At 73.9% G+C, this 14,975-nt stretch carries 13 protein-coding genes; 7 read left to right on the forward strand and 6 right to left on the reverse strand.

Translation table 11 applies throughout. The features are described 5' to 3' along the window. Positions 1–22: 22 nt before the first annotated feature. Complete coding sequence (locus tag D7I43_RS07790; RefSeq protein ID WP_120327711.1) at positions 23–1,450, reverse strand: UDP-glucose dehydrogenase family protein; 1,428 nt, start codon at positions 1,448–1,450, stop codon at positions 23–25. Positions 1,451–1,695: 245 nt separating this feature from the next. Between D7I43_RS07790 and D7I43_RS07795 the strand changes: the two genes are divergently transcribed. Then, positions 1,696–2,859, forward strand: a complete 1,164-nt coding sequence (locus D7I43_RS07795; protein ID WP_120327712.1) for an acyl-CoA dehydrogenase family protein — start codon at positions 1,696–1,698, stop codon at positions 2,857–2,859. Positions 2,860–2,927: 68 nt separating this feature from the next. Here the strand turns inward: D7I43_RS07795 and D7I43_RS07800 are convergent, their stop codons facing one another. Next, entirely contained in the window at positions 2,928–3,575 is a 648-nt protein-coding gene (locus tag D7I43_RS07800) for a hypothetical protein (RefSeq protein WP_120327713.1), read from the reverse strand. 23 nt (positions 3,576–3,598) lie between these two features. Between D7I43_RS07800 and D7I43_RS07805 the strand changes: the two genes are divergently transcribed. Then, positions 3,599–4,117, forward strand: a complete 519-nt coding sequence (locus D7I43_RS07805) for an acyl-CoA thioesterase (RefSeq protein ID WP_120327714.1) — start codon at positions 3,599–3,601, stop codon at positions 4,115–4,117. Positions 4,118–4,344: 227 nt separating this feature from the next. Then, complete coding sequence (locus D7I43_RS07810; protein ID WP_120327715.1) at positions 4,345–6,363, forward strand: acetoacetate--CoA ligase; 2,019 nt, start codon at positions 4,345–4,347, stop codon at positions 6,361–6,363. A 149-nt stretch (positions 6,364–6,512) separates the two neighbouring features. Here the strand turns inward: D7I43_RS07810 and D7I43_RS07815 are convergent, their stop codons facing one another. Continuing rightward, on the reverse strand, positions 6,513–7,202 hold the full coding sequence (locus D7I43_RS07815; protein ID WP_120327716.1) for a TIGR03089 family protein: 690 nt from the start codon (positions 7,200–7,202) through the stop codon (positions 6,513–6,515). Between the two features lie 151 nt (positions 7,203–7,353). On the opposite strand from D7I43_RS07815, the gene D7I43_RS07820 reads away from it, so the two are divergent. Both D7I43_RS07820 and D7I43_RS07825 read left to right on the forward strand, forming a co-directional pair. Beyond that, the gene (locus D7I43_RS07820) at positions 7,354–8,499 is read left to right on the forward strand and encodes a glycosyltransferase family 4 protein (protein ID WP_120327717.1); all 1,146 of its coding nucleotides are present in this window, start codon (positions 7,354–7,356) and stop codon (positions 8,497–8,499) included. A 51-nt stretch (positions 8,500–8,550) separates the two neighbouring features. Beyond that, positions 8,551–9,639: a mannose-1-phosphate guanylyltransferase gene (locus D7I43_RS07825; protein WP_120327718.1), complete on the forward strand. Its 1,089-nt coding sequence runs from the start codon at positions 8,551–8,553 to the stop codon at positions 9,637–9,639. On the opposite strand, the gene D7I43_RS07830 is transcribed toward D7I43_RS07825, so the two are convergent. Continuing rightward, on the reverse strand, positions 9,608–10,258 hold the full coding sequence (locus D7I43_RS07830) for an NUDIX hydrolase (RefSeq protein ID WP_120327719.1): 651 nt from the start codon (positions 10,256–10,258) through the stop codon (positions 9,608–9,610). The two genes, D7I43_RS07825 and D7I43_RS07830, sit on opposite strands and share 32 nt — an antisense overlap. A 375-nt stretch (positions 10,259–10,633) precedes the next feature. Between D7I43_RS07830 and D7I43_RS07835 the strand changes: the two genes are divergently transcribed. After that, a complete protein-coding gene (locus tag D7I43_RS07835; protein ID WP_120327720.1) occupies positions 10,634–11,626 on the forward strand; it encodes an ArsR/SmtB family transcription factor in 993 nt (330 codons plus the stop codon). Positions 11,627–11,845: 219 nt separating this feature from the next. On the opposite strand, the gene D7I43_RS07840 is transcribed toward D7I43_RS07835, so the two are convergent. Both D7I43_RS07840 and cofD read right to left on the reverse strand, forming a co-directional pair. Beyond that, the gene (locus D7I43_RS07840; RefSeq protein WP_120327721.1) at positions 11,846–12,931 is read right to left on the reverse strand and encodes a coenzyme F420-0:L-glutamate ligase; all 1,086 of its coding nucleotides are present in this window, start codon (positions 12,929–12,931) and stop codon (positions 11,846–11,848) included. Then, complete coding sequence (gene cofD / locus D7I43_RS07845; protein ID WP_120327722.1) at positions 12,928–13,875, reverse strand: 2-phospho-L-lactate transferase; 948 nt, start codon at positions 13,873–13,875, stop codon at positions 12,928–12,930. The genes D7I43_RS07840 and cofD overlap by 4 nt, the downstream gene beginning before the upstream one ends. A gap of 97 nt (positions 13,876–13,972) precedes the next feature. Here cofD and D7I43_RS07850 point away from each other — a divergent pair, with 97 nt between their 5' ends. Next, positions 13,973–14,923: a hypothetical protein gene (locus D7I43_RS07850; protein WP_120327723.1), complete on the forward strand. Its 951-nt coding sequence runs from the start codon at positions 13,973–13,975 to the stop codon at positions 14,921–14,923. Positions 14,924–14,975 lie beyond the last annotated feature (52 nt).

Consider the following 14,975-nt stretch of genomic DNA (forward strand, 5'->3'; position numbering starts at 1 on the left):
ACCGGCCGTTACACCGCGTCGGTCAGGGGCGGCCCATGCCGCGGTACTCCCAGCCGGCCTGCGTCCACAGTGCCGGGTCGAGGCAGTTGCGCCCGTCGACCACCTTGCGGCCGGCGACGAGTTCACCGAGGGCGACCGGGTCGGCGTTGCGGAAGTCGGCCCACTCGGTGAGCACGCAGACCAGGTCGGCGCCGGTGACGGCGTCGGTCATGCTGGCCTCGTAGGTCAGCTCCGGCATCGCCCGGCGGGCGTTCTCCATGCCCTGCGGGTCGTAGACGTGCACGTCGGCGCCGGCCTTGCGCAGCAGCCCGGCGACGGCGAGCGCCGGTGCGTCGCGTACGTCGTCGGTGTTGGGCTTGAACGTCGCGCCGAGCACGGCGATCCGCGTGCCCGACAGGTCCGGCCCGGCCGGGCCGGAGCGGCGGCTCAGCAGCTCCGCGGCGAGCTGGAGCACGCGGCTGCGGCGGCGCTGGTTGATGAGGTCGACCTCGTGCAGGAAACGCAGCGCCTCGCCCGCGCCGAGCTCCTGCGCGCGGGCCTGGAAGGCGCGTATGTCCTTGGGCAGGCAGGCGCCGCCGAAGCCGAGGCCGGCCTGGAGGAACCGGTTGCCGATGCGGGGGTCGAAGCCGATGGCGCGGGCGAGCTGGGTGACGTCGCCGCCGGCCACCTCGCAGACCTCGGCCATCGCGTTGATGAAGGAGATCTTCGTGGCGAGGAACGCGTTCGCGGCGACCTTGACCAGCTCGGCGGTGGCGAAGTCGGTCACCACGAGGGGCACCTCGCGGTCCTCGGTGGCGGCCAGGTCGAAGACGCCCTTGTGGGCGGCGTAGAGCATGCCGTTGGCCCACTCGCTCTTCACGCCCACCACGATCCGGTTGGGCCGCAGCACGTCGTCGACCGCGAAGCCCTCCTGGAGGAACTCGGGGCTCCAGGCCACCTCGACGCCGAGGTCGGCCGGCGTGTGCTTGCCGACGAGCTGCTCGACCCACTCGGCGGTGCCGACGGGGACGGTGGACTTGCCGACGATCAGCGCCTTGCGCCTCAGGTGCTGGGCCAGGCTCGTGACGGCGGCCTCGACGTACGACAGGTCGGCGCCCATGCCGTCCGCGCGCTGGGGGGTGCCGACGCAGATGAAGTGCACGTCGCCGAAGTCGGCGATCTCGGCGATGTCGGTGCTGAACCGCAGCCGCCCCGCGGCGAGATTGCGCTTCAGCAGCTCGTCCAGGCCGGGCTCGTGGATCGGCACCTGGCCGGCGTTCAGCATGGCGATCTTGTCGGCGTCCACGTCGAAGCCGAGCACGTCGTAGCCCAGCTCCGCGTAGCAGATGGCGTAGGTCGCGCCGAGATACCCGGTGCCCAGGAAGGTCACCCGGGGCCGGGAGGCGCCCGACGGCGGGGTCACCGCGGCGATGGGCGGTACCGGCTGGCTGTTGGGGTAGGGAACTGTCACGCCTGTCTTCTCCGCTCGCACTGGGCGGCGCACCGTTGCGTCGCGTACTGCTGCGGCGCCTGGCCGGGCACCGGAGAGCTAGCTCGCCTTCCATGGTCGCCGATCCCGCGGTGGTGCTCGCCGAGTACGAGCCTACGCCGCGGTAACTTGTATCTGAACCCTGGTCGCTACCCTTCAGTCTGCGCGGTCAGCGGTCAGGGGACGGTACAGACTGCGCATGATAGCGGTGAAGGGGAGGGGCCGGTATGCCCGCAGAGGAGTCGTTCGACGTCTACCGATTGCCTGAGGAGCACGAGGCGATCCGGGAGGCGGTGCGTGAGGTCTGTGCGGCGAAGGTCGCCCCGCACGCCGCCGAGGCGGACGAGACCGGCGAGTTCCCCAAGGCCTCCTACGACGCGCTGCGGGCGGCCGACTTCCACGCGCCGCACATCCCCGTCGAGTACGGCGGCGCCGGAGCCGACGCGCTGGCCACCGCCATCGTGATCGAGGAGGTGGCGCGGGCCTGCGCGGCGTCCTCCCTGATCCCCGCGGTGAACAAGCTCGGCACCATGCCGCTGCTGCTGGCCGGTTCCGAGGAGCTCAAGCGGCGCTACCTGACCCCGGTGGCCGCCGGTGACGCCATGTTCTCCTACTGCCTCTCGGAGCCGGAGGCCGGCAGCGACGCGGCGTCGATGACCACCCGGGCGGTGCGTGACGGGGATCACTGGGTGCTCAACGGCGTGAAGCGGTGGATCACCAACGCCGGTGTCTCCGAGTACTACACGGTCTTCGCCGTCACCGACCCGTCGGCGCGGTCCAAGGGCATCTCCGCCTTCGTCGTGGAGAAGTCGGACCCCGGGGTGAGCTTCGGCGCCCCGGAGAAGAAGCTCGGCATCAAGGGCTCCCCGACCCGCGAGGTCTACCTGGACGACGTGCGGATCCCGGCGGACCGGATGATCGGCGCCGAGGGGACCGGTTTCGCCACCGCCATGCGGACCCTGGACCACACCCGGGTCACCATCGCCGCCCAGGCCGTCGGCATCGCGCAGGGTGCGCTGGACTTCGCGAAGGGGTACGTGCGGGAGCGCCGGCAGTTCGGCAAGGCGGTCGCCGAGTTCCAGGGCGTCCAGTTCATGCTCGCCGACATGGGCATGAAGCTCGAGGCGGCGCGGCAGCTGACGTACGCGGCGGCCGGAAGGTCCGAGCGCGGTGACGCGGATCTCACCTACTTCGGCGCGGCGGCCAAGTGCTTCGCCTCGGACGCGGCCATGGAGATCACCACTGACGCGGTGCAGCTGCTCGGCGGCTACGGCTATACCAAGGACTACCCGGTCGAACGGATGATGCGCGACGCCAAGATCACCCAGATCTACGAGGGCACCAACCAGGTGCAGCGCATCGTGATGGCCCGCCAGCTGCTGCGCGACTGAGCCACCGGTCGGGGCTGGCCGAGCCACCGCTCGGGGCGGGCCGGTGACACCACCGGCCCGCCACGGTCTCAACGGATGCCGGTGGTGTCCTCCGGCTTGCGCGGCGGGGCGGACCACGGCGACTCGCCGCCCGTACGCCGGGGCAGCGGCTCGGTCGGCGTCGACGGGTACGCCAGCGTGATCGGTGGGGTGTCCGTGTCCCGGTCGGTCAGGGTCGGCGGCCAGTCGGCCAGCGTGGGGGCGTTGTCCTTGTCGTTCTCCGTGGCCACCGCCGCCGGCTCGGCGTCCGGCGCCGGCCAGCGGCGCCAGCGCTGCACGCTGAACGTCGCCATGAGCAGCAGCAGGCCGATCAGGAAGAGCGTGCCGTTCTCGACCGGCAGCTGGAGCGGCAGCGGATCGCCGAACACCGTCCAGCCGTCGGGCACGGCGTCGCGGACCGCGAACGGCGCGACGAACATCCCGACGTACGGGGTGACGAGCAGCAGCCCGGCCACCAGCGGGCCGAGCGGCGAGATGCGCAGCGTGCCGAGCAGGCCCAGGAGGATGCCGCCGACACCGAGGTAGACGGCCGGCTCGATCAGGTTGGCCGTGTTGAACGTCCCGATCTCCACCCAGCGGTCGATCGTGCGGCTCGACCCGTCCTGCCCGAGCGTGACCAGCACCCAGGTGATGGGCGCCACCACCAACCCGGCGAGGAAGCTCCAGAGATGTCGCATCCGCGCACCGTACCGTTTCCGTCATGACCGAGCACCCCTCCGCCGCCCCGGCCGGCAAGCCGACGTCGTACTCCCGGGTCACGTTGAGCCGCATCATGACGGCCGTCGACGTCAACCTCTACGGCACCGTGCACGGCGGCGTGCTGATGAAGTTCGTCGACGACGTGGCGGGGGCCGCCGCGGCCCGCCACAGCGGCGGCACGGCGGTCACCGCGGCGATCGACGAGATCGTCTTCTCCGAGCCCGTCCGCGTGGGTGACCTCGTGCACGCGCACGCGCAGGTGAACTGGACCGGCCACAGCTCGATGGAGGTCGGCGTCCGGGTGGTCGCCGAACGGTGGGACTCGGCCGAGGAGGAGCCCATCCGGGTCGCCACGGCGTACCTCGTCTTCGTCAGCGTCGACGTCGGCGGCACCCCGCGACCGGTCCGCCCCGTGCTGCCGGAGACCCCGGAGGACGAGCGCCGCTACCGGGAGGCGGAGATCCGCCGGGCGCACCGTCTCGCCCGCCGGCGCGCGATCCAGGCGCACCGCGCCGGCTGAGGCACACGCACCAGGCGCACCCGCGCCGGCTGAGGCACACGCAGGGCCCCTCGACAGCCGCCGTCGACGGGGGCCCGTGCCTGGACACACAGGTTCGCTGCTCGCCATGTGGATCGACCACGCCCCGTGGGCGGGGACGGGTGCGGACAATGGCGCTTCGAGGTGAGGCAAGATGGCGCCACGGCCCATTTCACAGTGTCGTGTCCGGGCCAGGGGAGGGTGGAGCAGTGGGTGACGTGCTGTGGACGCCGCCGGCGGACGTACGCGAACGGTCCCGCATCGGGGACTACCTGCGCTGGCTGCGGGAGCACCGTGGTCTGGACTTCGCCGACTACGACGCGCTGTGGCGCTGGTCGGTCACCGACCTGGACGCGTTCTGGCGCTCGATCTGGGACTACTTCGAGGTGGTGGCGCACACCCCGCCGACCGCCACGCTGGCCGACCGGGGGATGCCGGGCGCGCGCTGGTTCCCCGGGGCGACCCTGAACTACGCCGAGAACGTGCTGCGCATGCCGGGCCGGGCCGACGACGACCCGGTGGTGATCGCGCGCGGGCAGACCCGGCCGCCGGCCACCCTGACCGCCCGCGAGCTGCGGGAGCAGGTCCGCCGGGTCGCCGCCGGCCTGCGCCGGCTCGGCGTGGGCCCGGGCGACCGGGTGGCGGCGTACGCGCCGAACATCCCCGAGACGTACGTCCTGCTGCTCGCCACGGCGAGCCTCGGCGCCATCTTCTCCTCCTGCGCGCCCGAGTTCGGCACGCGCAGCGTCACCGACCGGTGGCAGCAGATCGAGCCGTCGGTGCTGGTCGCCGTGGACGGCTACCGGTACGGCGACAAGGCGGTGGACCGGCGCGCCGAGGTGGCCGCCATCCGGGCCGCCCTGCCGTCGCTGCGGCACACCGTCGGCATCGCGTACCTCGACGTTGCGGACGCCGACGGCGGCGCCGCGGACCGGACGCAGGCCGCGCCCGACGGCGCCATCCCGTGGGCCGAGCTGGCGGCGCCCACCGACGAGCCGCTGACCTTCACCCCGGTCGCGTTCGACCACCCGCTCTACGTGCTGTACTCCTCGGGCACCACGGGACTGCCGAAGCCGATCGTGCACGGGCACGGGGGCATCCTGCTGGAGCACCTGAAGATGCTCGCCCTGCACCACGACCTGGGCCCGGCCGACCGGTTCTTCTGGTTCACCACCACCGGCTGGATGATGTGGAACTTCCTGGTCTCCGGGCCGGCGGTCGGCGCGGCCATCGTGCTCTTCGACGGCAACCCGGGCCATCCGGACCTGGGGGCGCTCTGGCGGATGGCGGAGGAGACCGGCACCACGTACTTCGGCACGTCCGCGCCGTTCCTGCTGGCCTGCCGCAAGGCCGGTCTCGTGCCGCGGGAGATCGCCGACCTCTCCGCGCTGCGCGGTCTCGGCTCCACCGGCGCGCCGCTGCCCGCCGAGGGCTTCACCTGGGTGTACGAGAACGTCGGTGACCGCCTCCAGCTCCAGTCGCTGTCCGGTGGCACGGACGTCTGCACGGGTTTCGTGGGCGGTGTGCCGCTCGTGCCGGTGCACGCCGGGGAGATCGCCTGCCGGGCGCTGGGCGCCAAGGTGGAGGCGCGGTCGTCCGACGGCAGCCCGGTCCTCGACCAGCTCGGCGAGCTGGTGATCACCGAGCCGATGCCGAGCATGCCGGTGGGCTTCTGGAACGACCCGGACGGCTCCCGCTACCGGGAGGCGTACTTCGACGTCTACCCGGGCGTCTGGCGGCACGGCGACTGGATCACGATCAACGCGCGGGGCGGCTGCGTGATCACCGGACGCTCCGACGCGACCCTCAACCGGGGCGGCGTGCGGCTCGGCACCGCCGAGTTCTACTCGGTCGTGGAGGGGCTCGACGAGGTCGTCGACTCGGTGGTGGTGCACCTGGAGGACGACGAGGGCGGCGCCGGTGAGCTGCTGCTCTTCGTGGTGCTGGCCGAAGGGCTGGAACTGGACGACGAGCTGCGGCGGAAGATTTGCCGGGAGCTGCGGACCGCGCTGTCGCCGCGGCACGTGCCCGACGAGATCCACCAGGTCCGCGCGGTCCCGCGCACGCTCTCGGCGAAGAAGCTCGAGGTGCCGGTCAAGAAGATCCTCACCGGTACGCCGGTCGACCGCGCCGCCGCCAAGGGGGCCCTGGCGAACCCGGAGTCGTTGTCGGCGTTCGCCGCGTTCGCCCAGCGCCGCGCAACCGAGGACCACCCCGCCCGAGCCTGACCCCCGCCCCCTCCCGCGCCCCGGGATCTCTCCCCCGCGCCCCGACCCTCTCCCGCGATCTTGCACTTTCTGCCCCGGCATATGGGGCATCACGCCCAGAACGGGGGCACGAACTGCAAGATCGCGGGGGAGTGGCGGGGCGGGGCGGGTCAGGGGAGGCGCTTGGTGACCTTCTCCGCGGTCTCCCGGGTGGACTGGCGGGACGTGTCCAGGTTGCCGCAGAGCACCACGGTGGCGCCGGCCACGAGGGGCCCCAGCAGCCAGTCCACCGGGTCGGGATACCGCCCGGCGTCGATCAGCACCCGGTCGCCGGGGGCGAGGCCGAACTCCGCGGCACGGGCCCGCGCCGCGGCGACCAGCTCCGCGTCGGTCGCGCCACCCGGGGCGTACGGCGTGAAGCGGTCGCCGTGGCCGCGTACGTCCACGACGTAGTCGACGAAACCGGGAGGCACCTCGCGCAGCGGCAGCGCGAACGGGGCGAGCGCGAGCGCGTACCGCTCGTCGGCGGGCCAGGCGTCCGCCTCGGCGATCCGGTCGGCCGCCGAGAAGAGCACGTCGACCGGGCCGGCGGCCGCGGCCACGGTGAGCCCGGCCGACCAGCAGCCGAGCAGCACCGCGGCGGTCTGCCAGTGCGGCGGGAGCAGTACGCCGGCCGTGTCGTCGGGCCCGAGGCCGAGCCCGTCGACGAGCAGGTTGGCCGTCTTGGCCACCCAGTTGGCCAGTGTGGCGCCGGACAGTTCGGTCCGCTCGCCGGAGGCGTCGTCGTACCAGGTGAGCAACGGTCGGGTGGGGTCGGTGGCGATCGCGTCGGCGAAGACCCCGGCAATGTTCTCGGCCATCGGCGCGAACGATACGCCGTCCCGGTCCGTACCCGATGGCGATGACAAGTCCGCGTACGGTCGGGTCGCAGTCAGCGTCGGAGCGGGGCTCCGGCGTAGGCTTGCCACCGGAGTGTCGTTCCCCACAGACCCGCCAGCAAGGAGTCGCCCCGTGACCGCCGGTCGCCCGCCCCGCGTGCTCATCGACGCCACGAGTGTCCCCGCCGACCGTGGCGGCGTCGGTAGATACGTCGATGGCCTGCTCGGGGCGCTCGGCAAGGTCTGCGGCTCGGGGGTGGAGCTGGCGGTGGTCAGCCTCCGCACCGACCTGGAGCGCTACTCGCGGATGCTGCCGGGTGCGGAGATCATCCCGGCTCCGGCGGCCGTCGCCCACCGCCCCGCCCGGCTGGCGTGGGAGCAGACCGGGCTGCCGCTGCTCGCCCAGCAGGTCGGGGCGCAGGTGCTGCACTCGCCGTTCTACACCTGTCCGCTCCGCGCCGGTTGTCCCGTCACGGTGACCGTGCACGACGCGACCTTCTTCACCGAGCCGGAGCACTACGACAAGTCGCGGCGGACGTTCTTCCGCAGCGCGATCAAGACGTCGCTGCGCCGCGCCGACCGGGTGATCGTGCCGAGCAAGGCGACCCGGGACGAGCTGATCCGCCTGCTGGACGCGGACCCGACCCGGATCGACGTCGCCTACCACGGTGTCGACCACGCCGCCTTCCACGCCCCGAGCGAGGAGGAGAAGGCCCGCGTGCGTGCCCGCCTCGGGCTCGGCAACAGCAGCTACATCGCGTTCCTGGGGGCCAAGGAGCCGCGCAAGAACGTCCCCAACCTGATCCGGGGCTGGGCCCGGGCCGTCGCCGACCGCCCCAACCCGCCGGCCCTCGTGGTGGCCGGCGGCCAGGGGCACGACGACGACATCGACCGCGCCGTCGCCGAGGTGCCGTCGCACCTGCGGCTGCTGCGCCCCGGTTACCTGCGCTACGCGGACCTTCCCGGTTTCCTCGGCGGGGCGCTGGTGGCCGCCTACCCGTCCTACGGGGAGGGTTTCGGGCTGCCGATCCTCGAGGCGATGGCGTGCGCCGCTCCGGTGCTCACCACGCCCCGGCTCTCGCTGCCCGAGGTGGGTGGCGACGCGGTGGCCTACACGAGCGAGAACCCGGAGCAGATCGCCGCGGACCTCGCCGCGCTGCTCGACGACGAGCCGCGCCGGTTGTCGCTGGCCAAGGCCGGATTCGACCGGGCCAAGGAGTTCACGTGGGAGTCGAGCGCCGAGGTGCACATCGCGGCGTGGACCCGCGCCCGGTCCTGAGGTGGGGCCGAACCTCCCGTCCCGCGTGCGCCGTTCGGGCATGATGTGCTGATGCTCTACGCCGTCATCCCGGCGGGTGGCAGTGGCACACGGCTGTGGCCGCTGTCCCGGGCCGGCCACCCCAAGTTCCTCCACCCACTCACCGGGACGCCCGCCTCGCTGCTGCAGGCGACCGTGGAGCGGCTGGCGTCCCTGACCACACCCGAGCGCACGCTCGTGGTGACCGGGACGGCGCACGTGACGGCGGTGGCGCGGCAGCTCACCGGCCTGCCGGAGGAGAACATCCTGGTCGAGCCCTCACCGCGGGACTCCTGCGCGGCGATCGCGCTGGCCGCCGCGGTGATCGCGCGGCGCGACCCGGACGCGGTGATGGGCTCCTTCGCCGCCGACCACCTGATCGGCGACCCGCAGCGGTGGGCCGAGACGGTCCGCGAGGCGATGCGCGGCGCCGAGCAGGGGCTGCTCATGACGGTGGGCATCACCCCGACCCGGCCCGAGACCGGCTACGGCTACCTGGAGTGCGGGGAGCTGATCGGCGGCGGCCCGCTGCGCCGGGTGGCCGAGTTCAAGGAGAAGCCGGCCCTCGAGGTGGCCGAGGTGTACGTCCGTTCCGGGCGGCACCTCTGGAACGCCAGCATGTTCGTCTGGCGGGTGGACGTCTTCCTCGCGGAGCTGGCCCGGCAGCAGCCGGCGCTGCACGCCGGGGTCACGTCGATCGCGGCGGCCTGGGGCACCCCGGAGCAGGACGACGTGCTCGGGGCGGTCTGGCCGACGCTGCCGAAGATCTCCGTCGACTACGCCGTGATGGAGGGCGCCGCGACGGCCGGGCGGGTCGCCACGGTCCCGGGGGACTTCGGCTGGAACGACGTCGGCGACTTCCACACCCTCGGCGACGTGCTGCCGGCGGACCCGGCGGGCAACGTGGTGCTCGGCGCCCCGAAGCCGGGTGTCCTGCTGCACGACAGCAGCGGCCTCGTGGTGGTGCCGCACTCCGGGCGGCTCGTGGCCGCGCTGGGTGTCCACGACCTGGTCGTGGTGGACACCCCGGACGCCGTGCTGGTCTGCCCTCGCGAGCGGGCCCAGGATGTCAAGGCCCTGGTCGACGATCTCAAGGCGCGGGGCGAAGAGGGCTACGTCTGAGCGCCGCGCGGGCCGGCGCCACGAGGTGCGCGGTGCCGTGCGCCAGCGGCTCGGGGAGCCGGTCCGGCGGGAACCAGCCCAGCGCCTCGGACTCGTCGCTGACCCGCTCGACGGCGCCGTCCGGCGCGAGGACGGCGAAGCGGACGTCGTAGTGCAGCGATCCGCCCTGGCAGGCGACGGGGTGGATGTCCACGTCGATAGGGACCGGATCGATCCGCAGGCCGGCGATCCCGGACTCCTCCGTCGCCTCGCGCAGCGCGGCGCCGGCGAGGGTCCGGTCGCCGGCCTCGCAGTGCCCGCCGAGCTGCACCCAGCGCCCGAGCTTGCCGTGCAGGCAGAGCAGCACCCGCGCGCCGGTGGAGTCCAGCACCAGGGCGCTCGCGGTGACGTGGCCGGGCCGGTGCGTCCGGCTCATCGCCACCGGCCCGGCGGCGAGCAACGCCAGGGTGCGGTCCCGGGCCGCGGCAGCCTCGGGGCTGGTCGGCGCCCAGCCGGTCAGCAGCGCCGCCGCGTCCGCGTGCAGTGCCGCGTACGCCTGCAGGGAGGCTTCGGGAGACGGCGCGGAGGTTTCGGCATACGCCGGCGGAGAGGCGTCCGCGGCGGTCGGGGTGTCCGGCATCCCGCCACTGTACGAGTGCGCCGGCCGGTCGCGGCGTGGTGACCCGGCGGCTTGGCCGGCCCCGGCCAACTGCCGGTGCCCCGTCGATCGCGGCCGGATGACCGGGCATCGGGCGGGACGACCGGACGGCACCCCTGCGGTTCGTCTGGGCCGCAGACCCTCGTTGGTGCCGCCCGGTCGCCGGTCCTCCCCGGCCCCGGTGCCCCGATGCCGTGCACCGTCGACGGGCCGGCACCGCTGGCACTGGAAGCATGCCCAACGGGCCGTCGGGCCGTCGAGGTTTTTCAGCTCACGCTTAAAGATGGAGATAAGTGCCGGCCGGTAGAGTGCAGACGGTTGCCGGCAACCCCTGCCCGGCGATCGGGAGCGCGCGCCATGTTGAAGATCTACTTTTCGGGCGAGGACATCCTGCGGACCCGGGTCGCCCCGGCCGCCGATCCGGTCTGGGAACTGGTGCTGAGCCTTCACCTGCTCCAGGGCCGCAGCCGGGACCCGCTCATGGCCACCTGGCGCCGCACCGTCGCCCGCGGGCTGCGCCAGGACACGCCGCGCGAGAACTTCCGCCTCCTGTTCGCGCTCAACCCGCCCCGCGGGTACTTCCCCGACTTCCTCACCCCGTACGCCAGCCTCGGCGGCTTCGAGGCGGGCCTCGACGCGGTCCGGAGCACACCCGTGCCGCTGCTGCGGCGTGACCTGACCGTGCTCGCCGGCGAGAACGTGCTTCCGTCGTCGGCGTCCGCGCTCGCGCGGGGCGAGCCCGAGGTGTTGCGCCACCTGACCGAGTCGATGGAGCAGTACCGGTCGGTGGCGATCAACCCGTACTGGGGACGGATCCAGGCGGCCGTGGAGGCCGACCGGACGCGGCGGGCCCGTGCCCTGCTCGACGGCGGGGTGGAGGGGCTGCTCACCAGCCTGCGGCCGGCCATGCGCTGGGACTCCGGCGTGCTGGAGGTGCATGACTACCCGGACAGCCGCGAACTGCACCTCGACGGCCGAGGGCTGCTGCTCGTGCCCTCGTTCTTCTGTGCCCGTACGCCGGTGGCGCTGCTCAACCCCGCGCTGCCCCCGGTCCTGGTCTATCCGGTCGACCGGCTCGGCGGGCTCCTGCCGTCCGAGGGGGACGGCGGGCCGTCGCCGGGGCGGGAGGCGCTCGCCGCGCTCCTCGGCCGGACGCGGGCGGCCGTCCTGGAGGCCAGCGACGACGGCTGTACGACCGGCGAGGTGGCCCGCCGGCTGAACATCTCACCGGCCGCGGCCAGCCAGCACGCCACCGTGCTCCGCAACGCCGGGCTGCTCGTCAGTCAGCGCGACCGCAACACGGTGCTGCACACGCTGACCCCGCTGGGCCGCGCCATGCTCGACGCCTGACCCACCCACCCCCGCCCCCGCCCCACCCGCCCACGACCGGCCGACCGGCCGACCCGCCCCGACCCGCCGGCTCGCCCCGGTGATCATGAGGTTGGCGCCGGCGTGTCGCCGCGTGTCGCCCCGCCAACCTCATGATCACCGGGGCGAGGCGAGAGCGCGCCGAGGCGAGAGCGCGCCGGGGCGCGGCCGCGCCGGGCGAGCACGGGGCCGGGCGTGCGGTCAGAGGGCCAGGGCGGCGCTCGCCGTGCTGGCGGCGGGGGGCGGCAGGAGCAGGGAGCCGATCCCCTCCGCGGCCAGGGCGATGCGCAGCCGGTGCATGTCCGCCCCGAAGCGGACCAGGTCGTTCGGGTCCACCGGGGTCGGCGGGGAGCCGAGGACCAGCGCGGTGGCCTGCTCCGGCCAGCCGGGCACGGCGGCGGCCAGGCCGGGGCGTACCTCGTCGTCGACCAGGGTGAACACCGTGCCGGGCGCGACCGCGCCGGCCACCGCCTCGATGGCGCGGCGCACCGCGGCCGGGTTGGCCGGCGCGGGCCCGGGCCCGTCCGGCAGGGTGGCCCCGGACGCCAGGCCGGCGGCCTTCGCCTCGGCGGTGCCGAGGGAGAAGAGGTCCTGCGCCGCGTCCCGGACCAGCGCCGCCGCGCCGGCGCCGTCGTCCGGGCGGGTGGCGCCCAGGTAGCCGCGCACGACGGCCACCGGCACCTGGTCGATCTTGCCCTTGATCAGCTCGCCGGCGCCCGCCAGCTCGTCCACCACGGCCATCTGGGTCACGTGCAGCTCGTTGCCGTACGGGTCGGTCTCGCCCCGGTGGTCGCGGATGGGGTCCATGCCGGCCACCCCGAGCGCCACGTCGGTGAGCCCGTTGCGCCACGGCCGGCCCATCGTGTCGCTGATGATCACGGCGACGTCGCGGCCGTAGCGGTCCCGCAGCGCGGCGCGCAGCGCCCGGGCCGAGGCGTCCGGGTCCTTCGGCAGCAGCACCAGCCGGGTCTTGTCCACGTTCGAGGCGTCGATCCCCGCCGAGGCCATGACGAAGCCGTGGTGGGTCTGCACGATCCGGGTCGGGCCGCGGCTCGCGACCACGCGGGCCGTCTCCGCCGCCAGCACCTCGTCGCGGGCGACCTGCCGTTCCGGACCGTCGGCCGGGATGTCGACGAGCCGCCCCTCCGCCTTCGACACGATCTTGCTGGTGACCACCAGCACGTCGCCGTCGCGCAGCCAGGGCGCCGCGGTGGCGATCAGCGCCGCCAGGTCGTCACCCTCGGACACGTGGCCGATGCCCAGCACCGGCAGGATCTCCAGCTTCACCGCAACTCCACCGCGGCGCGGACCATCGCCGCCGTCGCCGCCTCGTCGGTCATCCGCAGCGGTACCGCGCGGACGGTCACCTCCGGCACCACCGTGCCCTCGTCCTCCTCGGCGACGAGCCAGCCGTCCAGCAGGCCACCGCTCGACCTGCCGCCGTAGAGGCCGCCGACACCGGCCGCGCTGCACTCGACGCCGAGCACGGCCAGGCAGCGGTCGGCCATCCCCCGTACCGGGGCGCCGCCGATGATCGGCGACACGCCCACCACCCGGCCCGGTCCGTCGACGACGGCCTCCCGCAACCCGGGCACGGCGAGCACCGGGGCGATGCTCACCACCGGGTTGCTCGGTGCGATCAGCACGACGTCGGCCGAGCCGATGGCGTCGAGGACCCCCGGCGCGGGCTTCGCGGTGTCCGCGCCGACGAAGACGAACCGGTGCGTGGGCACGTCCGCCCGGTAGCGCACCCACCACTCCTGGAAGTGGATGGCGCGCTGGCCGCCGTCGAGGTCGACCACCGCGTGCGTCTCCAGCCGGTCGTCCGTTGCCGGCAGCAGCCGTACGCCGGGCTGCCAGCGGGTGGCCAGCGCCTCGGTCACCGCGGAGAGCGGGTAGCCGGCGTCGACCATTGTCGTGCGCACCAGGTGGGTCGCGATGTCCTTGTCGCCGAGGCCGAACCAGGTGGGCTCCGCGCCGTACGCGGCGAGCTCCGACTTGACCGTCCAGCTCTCGCCCGCGCGCCCCCAGCCGCGTTCCGGGTCGGCGCCGCCGCCGAGCGTGTACATCACGCTGTCCAGGTCGGGGCAGATCTTCAGGCCGTGCAGGTAGAGATCGTCGCCGACGTTGACCACGGCGGTCACGTCGGCGCCCACCTGCCGGGCGTACGCGCGTACGCCGACCAGGAACCGGGCGCCCCCGATGCCGCCCGCGAGAACCACGATGCGCATGTCGACCATCCTCGCGCACGCCACGCCTACGGTCCGCCAGTGGCCCGGGAGACTAGGCTCACGTCGGCAACTGTCCGCTTCGCCCCAGGGAGAGCTCGTGACCAGCCCCGCCGAGCCCGCGTCCGCCGACGCGACGCAGGCCCGCCAGCTGACCAAGCCGTTACGCGAACTGGCCGCGCTCGCGTTTCTCGGCGCGAACGCCGTGCTGCTCTTCGTCGGCCTGATCCGGCTGCTGACACCCACCGAGTACAGCACCTTCAGCGACCGGGCCGGTGGTGCCTTCGGCGCGTTCATGGGCATCGAGGCGGTGGTGCTGCCGGTGCTGGCCGTGCTGCTCGCCACCCACATCGAGCCGGTCCTCGGCCGGGCCAGGACGATCACCCAGGTCGCCCTGATCGAGTACGCGGTCAGCGCGTTCTTCGGCGCGCTGACGTTCCTGATCTGGACGGTCGGGGAACTGGCCGAGGGCGAGGTGCTCGAAGCCCTGCTCGGCCTGCTCACCCGGCTGGCGTGGATCGCGATCTTCGCGGTCGCCGCGTACGTCGTCTACCGGCTCTGGCGGACCCTCTACTACGTGCCGAAGCCCAAGCCGCAGCCCGGCGTCTACGGCTCCCCGCAGCCCGGCTGGCCGCAGCAGCCCGGCGGCTGGCCCGGCGCCGGCCAGCCCGGTGGCTACCCCGCTTCCGGCCAGCCCGGTGGCTACCCCGTGCCGGGGCAGCCCGGCGCGTACCCGGCTCCCGGCCAGCCGAGCGGCTACCCGCCGGCCGGCCCCCACGCCGGCCAGCCCGGCCCGTACGGCCCGCAGACCCCGCCGTTCACCCCGCCGCAGTCGGCGCCGCCGGCCAACGCCGCGCCGCACTCGGCCCCGCCGGCGAACCCGGTGCCGCCCGCGGCCCCGCCGTTCGGGCAGCCGCCGTCGGCGGACCCCACCCAGGCCATCCCGCGCCAGTCCGCCGAGCCGACCCAGGCCATTCCCCGGCCGACGGACGGGGAGAGCGACCGTACCCAGCCGATCAACCCGGGTGAGGACCCGAACACCCCGCGCTGACCGAGGTCCGGTAACGCCGGCAGGACACCGAAGGAGCGGCCTCCCACGGGGC

Source organism: Micromonospora globbae (assembly GCF_003610785.1).
GTDB classification, from domain to species: domain Bacteria; phylum Actinomycetota; class Actinomycetes; order Mycobacteriales; family Micromonosporaceae; genus Micromonospora; species Micromonospora globbae.

Excerpts from the sequence above, each read along its gene's own strand:
- D7I43_RS07795 (WP_120327712.1), top strand. The coding sequence starts at position 1,696 with ATGCCCGCAGAGGAGTCGTTCGACGTCTACCGATTGCCTGAGGAGCAC.
- D7I43_RS07800 (WP_120327713.1), bottom strand. The coding sequence starts at position 3,575 with ATGCGACATCTCTGGAGCTTCCTCGCCGGGTTGGTGGTGGCGCCCATC.
- D7I43_RS07805 (WP_120327714.1), top strand. The coding sequence starts at position 3,599 with ATGACCGAGCACCCCTCCGCCGCCCCGGCCGGCAAGCCGACGTCGTAC.
- D7I43_RS07815 (WP_120327716.1), bottom strand. The coding sequence starts at position 7,202 with ATGGCCGAGAACATTGCCGGGGTCTTCGCCGACGCGATCGCCACCGAC.
- D7I43_RS07825 (WP_120327718.1), top strand. The coding sequence starts at position 8,551 with ATGCTCTACGCCGTCATCCCGGCGGGTGGCAGTGGCACACGGCTGTGG.
- D7I43_RS07830 (WP_120327719.1), bottom strand. The coding sequence starts at position 10,258 with ATGCCGGACACCCCGACCGCCGCGGACGCCTCTCCGCCGGCGTATGCC.
- D7I43_RS07835 (WP_120327720.1), top strand. The coding sequence starts at position 10,634 with ATGTTGAAGATCTACTTTTCGGGCGAGGACATCCTGCGGACCCGGGTC.
- cofD (WP_120327722.1), bottom strand. The coding sequence starts at position 13,875 with ATGCGCATCGTGGTTCTCGCGGGCGGCATCGGGGGCGCCCGGTTCCTG.